Origin of the sequence: Azonexus sp. (genome assembly GCF_030824335.1) — a bacterium.
Lineage (GTDB): Bacteria > Pseudomonadota > Gammaproteobacteria > Burkholderiales > Rhodocyclaceae > Azonexus.
Map to the genome: position 1 here is coordinate 83,734 of NZ_JAVBXX010000044.1, position 7,163 is coordinate 90,896.

Consider the following 7,163-nt stretch of genomic DNA (forward strand, 5'->3'; position numbering starts at 1 on the left):
TGGGCGCATTGCTTTGGCCATCCTGAGCCGGGTCTTGGCATAATCGCGGCAATGCTTGCCTACATCTTCCGCCGCCTGCTGTTCGCCATCCCGATCCTGATCGGCGTCAACCTGATCACCTTTGCGTTGTTCTTCATCGTGAACACGCCGGACGACATGGCGCGCATGCAACTCGGGGTCAAACGGGTCACGCCGGAGGCCATCGAGAAATGGAAGGTCGAGCGCGGCTACGACAAGCCCTTGTTCGTCAATTCTGCGGTCGACGGGCTGTCGACCGTAACAAACACCATCTTTTTTGAAAAATCGGCGCGCATGTTCATTGGCGATTTCGGCCGTGCCGAGGACGGCCGCGACATCGCCCGCGAAATCAGCGCGCGCATGCTGCCGTCGCTGGCCATTGCACTGCCGACCTTCATACTCGGACTGTTCGTGACCATCACGCTGGCGCTGGTCCTGGCCTTCTTTCGGGCCACGGCCTTTGACTTCTGGGGCGTCGTGATCTGCGTCGCGATGATGTCGATTTCCGGGCTGTTCTACATCATTGGCGGGCAATACCTGATCAGCAAGGTGTGGCGGCTGGTGCCGATATCCGGTTTCGGCGATGGGCTGGATGCCTGGCGCTTCCTGATCCTGCCGGTGGTCATCGGCGTGGTGTCCGGCATCGGTTCGTCGGCCCGCTGGTACCGCACGATCTTTCTTGAAGAAGTAAACAAGGATTACGTGCGTACCGCCCGGGCCAAGGGTTTGCCGGAAACGCTGGTGTTTTTCCGCCATATCCTGCGCAATGCGCTGATTCCCATCCTGACCGGTGTGGTGGTGGTCATTCCGCTGCTGTTCATGGGTTCGCTGCTGACCGAATCCTTCTTCGGCATTCCCGGTTTGGGCAGTTACACCATTGACGCGATCAACGCGCAGGATTTTGCTGTGGTCCGTTCTATGGTCTTCATCGGCTCGGTGCTGTACATCGTCGGGCTGATCCTGACCGATATTTCCTACACCCTGGTCGATCCGCGGATTCGGTTCTCATGACGGGCTTCCAGATTGTTGTCCTGTGGTCCGATGTGCTGGTCTGGCTGCTGCTCGCTGCCGGTATCGGGCTGGGCGTGTTGATCAGCAAAAGCCCGCCGCTGTTGGCAGCCTGGCGCCGGGTCGGGGCGAACCGGATGGGCATGGCATCGGCCACCATCCTGCTCGCTTTCCTGCTGATAGGCCTGCTCGATTCCCTGCATTACCGTGTCGCCCTCGATGGCAAGCCGGGTGAGAAAACGCAGTACGGCATCGAAGTGCTGTCGCTGCTCGATGCGCTGGCCGCGCCGCTGCGCACGAAAAATGAAAAAACCTATTCGGCGCCATTTGCCACCCGGCTGTATGCCAAGGAAACCGTCGATGTCCCGGGCCTCGGTGCGGTGCGCGAGTTTCCCCGCTTGAAACATGGCGGTAGCCATCTTGGCGAGCGTGAGGACGAGGTGCTGGCGGATGCCGGATTCACCGCCTTCCGGCTGGCGGTATTGTCATTGCTGGCCTGGCTGGCGGTGGTTGCTGCAGTGGCTACGCGCGTGGGCGCTACGGCCAACACTGCGGCGGATATTGCGGTCGACGGCAGCGGTTGGCAAAAAATCTGGCGTGGCGAAACCGTTTTTGCCTGGAATGCCGTGCTGGCAACGCTGGGCTTACTGCTGATCGTGGTCGTGCCGCTGTTCTACCTCTCCGGTCAGTACCACGTCTTCGGCACCGACAAGGTCGGCCAGGACGTGCTCTATCAAATCCTGAAAAGCGTGCGCACGGCACTGATCATCGGCCTGGTGACGACACTGGTCATGCTGCCGATGGCCGTGTTGCTGGGCATCGTCGCCGGTTATTTCCGTGGCTGGGTCGATGACGTGATCCAGTATCTGTACACCGTCCTCAACTCGATTCCCGGCGTGCTGCTGATCGCCGCCGCGGTGCTGATGATGCAGGTAGTCATCGACAGCCATCCTGAATGGTTCGCCACCGCTGCCGAACGCGCCGACCTGCGCCTGCTGGCGCTGTGCTTCATCCTCGGCATCACCAGCTGGACCGGCCTCTGTCGGTTGCTGCGCGGCGAGACGCTGAAGCTCAGGGAGCTCGAATACATCCAGGCGGCGCAGGCGTTTGGCGTGTCGAGCTGGCGGATCATCCTGCGCCACATCCTGCCCAATCTAATGCACATCGTCATCATCGCGCTGGTCATGGATTTCTCCGGGCTCGTGCTGGCCGAAGCCGTGCTGTCCTACGTCGGCATCGGCGTCGATCCGACGATGACCAGCTTCGGTACGATGATCAACAACGCGCGCATGGAACTCGGCCGCGAGCCGGTCGTCTGGTGGTCGCTGGCCGCCGCCTTCTCGGCCATGTTCATCCTCGTCCTCGCCGCCAACCTGTTCGCCGACGCCGTGCGCGACGCATTCGACCCGAGGGCGGCATGATGCGTCCTGTTTCAGGAAAATCGATGCGCGAACGTTTGCTTGCGCCGCCGCGGATGCATTGCGAAAATCGGCAGGCGTATTGTTTTCGGAGGCTGCCTTCATGAATGCCAGAGCGCTTGAGTCGGCGCTGCTCACTCGCTGTGCCGATGTCGTACACGATGCCCGGCAAGTGGCCCGGGATCAATGCGAGGCGAATGTCTTCCGCCTGGCCGCGATGGTCGTTCAATCGCGCTTTCCGCGCGAATCCGGACAACTGATGCGGGTTAGCGATGAATATTTCGCGACGCATCCGGGCGAACGTCTGGCACCGGTCGACGTACTTGGAAAAGGCTGGCTCATCGGCCTGCCTCGCCTGCGCGACATGCTGAGCCAACGGCTGCTGGCGAGGCGCTGACCGATGCCAGCGAAGCCGGAATTTCATACGCGCACGGCACTGGCCACCGGCTTGCAGGCCTTGCTGCGCCAACTCGAGGAACGGCTGGCGCTGAGCCAGACGGTGAATGTCTATCTTGCCGGCGGAATGGCCGTGCATCTTTACACCGCCAATCGCGTGACGACCGACGTCGATGCGGAATTTGGCGGTCGCCTGCTTCTCCCCAATGATCTGATGGTCGAAGTCACGCTGGAGGACGGCAGTCCGCAAGTGGTTTATCTCGATACCAACTACAACCCGACTTTTGCCCTGCTGCACCCCGATTATCTCGATGATGCCCTGCCAGTCGATCTTGGCTTGCAGCAGTTGCAGGTTCGTGTGCTTTCCCCGGTCGATCTTGCTGTCAGCAAGATCGCGCGTCTGGCCGACAACGACAAGGAAGACATTGCAGCGCTCGTTCGCCATGGCCTGACCCATGCCGATGAAATCGAGCAGCGTGCCAATGCGGCGCTGGCAGGCTATATCGGCGGCCAGGCCATGTTGCGTCTGAACTTGCGTGATGCACTGGCGCTCGCCCGTGCGGCCGCCGTTGATGTTTCACACCCAGGATGACCTTGCCGCCGATGCTTTCTGTTACTGATCTTCGCCTCGGTTTCGTCGCCGGCCGGCAGACGCTGCTTGCGGTCGACGGCATTTCATTCACTATTTCGCGCGGCGAAACCTTCGCGCTGCTTGGCGAATCCGGTTGCGGCAAGTCGGCCACCGCGCAGGGGCTGATGCGGCTATTGCCGAGTGCCGGACGCATTGCCGGTGGCTCGGTCAGCCTCGATGGCGAGGATCTGCTGGCGCTGCCGGAAGCCGAGATGCGCACTTGGCGCGGGCGGCGCATGGCGATGATCTTCCAGGAGCCGGCGACCAGCCTGAACCCGGTGCTCACCGTCGGTCGCCAGATCGGCGAAGTGCTTGAACGCCACCTTGGCCTTGCCGGTGTGGCAGCGACCGAGCGCATGCTCGACCTGTTGCGTCAGGTCGGCATTGCCGATCCTGAGCGGCGTTTGGCGGAATATCCCTTCCAGTTGTCCGGCGGCATGAAGCAACGGGTGATGATCGCCATCGCGCTGGCCGGCGAGCCGGAACTGCTGATCGCCGACGAACCGACGACAGCGCTCGACGTGACCGTGCAGGCGCAGATCCTCGATTTATTGGCCAAATTGCAGGTCGACCGCGGCATGGGCATGCTGCTGATCACCCACGACCTCGGCGTCGTCGCCCGCATGGCGCACCGCATCGGCGTCATGTACGCCGGCGAGCTGGTCGAGGTGGCGAGTCGTGAAGATTTTTTCACGGCACCCGCGCATCCCTACACGCAGGCCTTGTTTGCCGCACTGCCGGAAGTCTCGCGGCGTGGCGCGGCACTGATCACGATTCCCGGCCAGGTGCCGTCGCTGGCGGCGATGCCGGCCGGCTGCCGTTTCGCCGAGCGTTGTCCGCAGGTGATGCCGGTGTGTCGCGAGCAGTCGCCTGAGTGGCGCGAGGCGACAGCCGGACATGCGGTGCGCTGCCATTGGCAAAGTGCCCTTGGTGAATCCGCACTGCCGGTCGTTTCTGCGGTCAACGATGCTGTCGGGCAAGAAACTGTCGGCAACTTGCTCGATGTCGCTGACCTCAAGGTGCATTTTCCGATCCGTAAAGGCATTCTGCAGCGGACCGTCGGCCACGTTTTTGCGGTCGACGGCGTGTCGTTGGCCATTTCACCGGGCCGTACGCTGGCATTGGTCGGCGAATCCGGTTGCGGCAAGACGACAGTCGGCAAGGCGTTATTGCAGTTGATTCCACCCACGGCTGGCAGTGTCCGCTTGACGGACAGGGAACTTGTCGGCATGGCGGCAAAGCCCCTGCGTGCGGCGCGGCGCCACATGCAGATGGTTTTTCAGGACCCGTTCGCTTCGCTGAATCCGCGCTTGCGGGTGGGGGAAATCATTGCCGAAGGGATGAGCGCCTTCCGTCTGCCTGGTCAGCTAGCCAGCGATGTTGAAACCCGTGAGCGGGCGGTGGTCGCGCTGCTCGATCGGGTGGGGTTGCCGGCGACAGCGGTCGACCGCTATCCGCACGAGTTTTCCGGTGGTCAGCGCCAGCGCATCGCCATCGCCCGTGCGCTGGCCGTGCTGCCCGAACTCCTGATTTGCGACGAGCCGACTTCCGCGCTCGATGTGTCGGTGCAGGCGCAGATACTCAACCTGTTGAAGCAATTGCAGGCTGAACTGGGGGTTGCCTACCTGTTCATCACGCACAATTTCGCCGTGGTCGAATACCTGGCGCACGATGTCGCGGTGATGTATCTCGGGCGTATCGTTGAGCGGGGCAGGGCTGAAGAGGTACTTCAGCATGCCCGTCATCCTTATACGCAAGCTTTGTTGTCGGCAGTGCCTCAGCCCCGGCTTGAGGCCGACAATGGCGCCAAGCGCATCCGCCTGCCGGGTGAAACTCCATCACCGGCGAATCCGCCGTCCGGTTGCCATTTTCATCCGCGTTGTCCGAAGGCGACGGATCTTTGTCGTGAGCGTTATCCGGAATCGACCGCTGTTGGAACGCATGTGGTCAATTGCCACTGGCCGGGCTAGTCTGCTGTTTCGTTGCCGTTTTGTAGCCGCCTGACCGTTGGCGCAAGGTGTGATTTGAGAGATTATTTCCGGCTAGCCGATTTTTTCGTGGGTTTAGGCGGGGTGGCTTTGGCCTTGGTGGTGACCTTCTGCCGGATATTTTTCGGACTTGCCTGACTGGCCTTTCCTGCGCCTTTTCTATTGATTTCCCTGGCGCCGCCTTTTTGCTTCTTCGCACGCGGTTTGGGTTCAGGTTGAATGATCACCGGTGACGATTCCATACCCAGCATGCGTTGCAGGCTTTCCGTGTTGCCATTGCCCGGCACCAGCAGCCTGGACCCGGCAGCCAGACGGACATTGCCGGGCAAGCCGTTGGCCTTGATCAACTCGCTGGCTGAAATGCCGAAACGGGCGGCAATTTCATTGACCCTTTCGCCGGCGTTGACCGCGTAGGCCTGCCACTGTGTCAGTGGTTCATCGTGGTTGCCGAGGTTTTCCGTGAAGGTCTCCAGACGGTCTGCCGGCAAGACCACCGGTGTGTCTGGTTTGATGATCGGGCGGTTGTGCGATGGGTTTAGCTGGCGAAACTCTTCCAGTGACATATTGGCCAGGCGGGCTGCCGTCTTTACGTCCATCGGGCGTCGTGTGGCTGCTGTCACCAGGTAGGTTTCGTTCTGGATGTGCGGCAAGCCAAGGCGCTGAAATGTTTCCGGGTTGCCCAGAATGTTCTTCAGGGCTTGCAACTTTGGGACGTAATGCCGGGTTTCATTCGGCATCGTCAGGTTGGGGTAATCGGTCGGCAGGCCGCGCGCTTCGTTTTTCTCGATGGCGCGTTTGACTGCGCCTTCACCCCAGTTGTATGAAGCCAGCGCCAGGTGCCAGTCGCCGTGCATGTCGTAGATCGTTTGCAGGTAGTCGAGGGCGGCGCTGGTCGAGGCCATGACATCACGTCGCTCGTCCTGCCACCAGTTTTGCTGCAGGTTGAAACGCTTGCCGGTGGCCGGGATGAACTGCCAAAGTCCGGAGGCCGCTGCCGGCGAATGCGCCATCGGATTGAATGAACTTTCAACCATTGGCAGCAACGCCAGTTCGGTCGGCATGCCCCGAATTTCCAGTTCTTCGATAATGTGATGCAGATAGGGCCGACTGCGTTCGATCATCCGGCGCAAGGCTTCCGGTCGGTTTTGATACCACTGCTGGTAATGCAGCACCAGATCGCTATTCAGGTTGGTCATGGCAAAGCCATGCCGAATTCTTTCCCACAGATCGTTGGTGCGCAGCGTCAGGTCAATATTGATCGGCAGTTCCGGCGGTGGCTTGATTTCATGAATACTCAGCCCATCGGCCGAAACGGCTTGTATCTGGGGGGAAGGAAGAATCAATAGCTGTCGCTGCAACTCGAGATCAGCATTGGCCGGGTTGCCTAGTCCGAGCGCACATGCACCAAGACATATTCCGGCAAGACGGCGAAGTGCCGACTGAACGTTACGATGCGGCATGAACTGATGCTCCAAGCATGAACGGGGGCGACCAAACCGCTAATTATAACCGGGTGAGAGGTAGCGCCCGTGATTGCGTAGGCAGAAAAACAAAAACCCGGCCGGAGCCGGGTTTTTGAAAAGGTTGGCGGAGTGGACGGGGCTCGAACCCGCGACCCCCGGCGTGACAGGCCGGTATTCTAACCAACTGAACTACCACTCCGCACTTAAAACTGTGCTTACTACCAAATTCTTGGCGTCCCCA

6 protein-coding genes and 1 tRNA gene are annotated in these 7,163 nt (G+C 60.7%); 5 read left to right on the forward strand and 2 right to left on the reverse strand.

Annotated features, from left to right (window positions below):
• The first annotated feature begins 51 nt into the window (after positions 1–51).
• The 5 genes from RCI20_RS17680 (at position 52) to RCI20_RS17700 (ending at position 5,441) form a co-directional block, all read left to right on the forward strand.
• Complete coding sequence (locus RCI20_RS17680; RefSeq protein ID WP_306607917.1) at positions 52–1,029, forward strand: ABC transporter permease; 978 nt, start codon at positions 52–54, stop codon at positions 1,027–1,029.
• Positions 1,026–2,447: an ABC transporter permease gene (locus tag RCI20_RS17685; RefSeq protein WP_306607919.1), complete on the forward strand. Its 1,422-nt coding sequence runs from the start codon at positions 1,026–1,028 to the stop codon at positions 2,445–2,447. Before RCI20_RS17680 ends, RCI20_RS17685 begins: the two co-directional genes overlap by 4 nt.
• A gap of 100 nt (positions 2,448–2,547) precedes the next feature.
• Positions 2,548–2,841, forward strand: a complete 294-nt coding sequence (locus RCI20_RS17690) for a hypothetical protein (RefSeq protein ID WP_306607921.1) — start codon at positions 2,548–2,550, stop codon at positions 2,839–2,841.
• Positions 2,842–2,844: 3 nt separating this feature from the next.
• Positions 2,845–3,432: a DUF6036 family nucleotidyltransferase gene (locus RCI20_RS17695; protein WP_306607923.1), complete on the forward strand. Its 588-nt coding sequence runs from the start codon at positions 2,845–2,847 to the stop codon at positions 3,430–3,432.
• Between the two features lie 11 nt (positions 3,433–3,443).
• A complete protein-coding gene (locus tag RCI20_RS17700) occupies positions 3,444–5,441 on the forward strand; it encodes an ABC transporter ATP-binding protein (protein ID WP_306607925.1) in 1,998 nt (665 codons plus the stop codon).
• A 62-nt stretch (positions 5,442–5,503) separates the two neighbouring features.
• Here the strand turns inward: RCI20_RS17700 and RCI20_RS17705 are convergent, their stop codons facing one another.
• Entirely contained in the window at positions 5,504–6,919 is a 1,416-nt protein-coding gene (locus RCI20_RS17705; RefSeq protein WP_306607927.1) for a transglycosylase SLT domain-containing protein, read from the reverse strand.
• A 125-nt stretch (positions 6,920–7,044) separates the two neighbouring features.
• Positions 7,045–7,121 (reverse strand) — tRNA-Asp (locus tag RCI20_RS17710).
• Positions 7,122–7,163 lie beyond the last annotated feature (42 nt).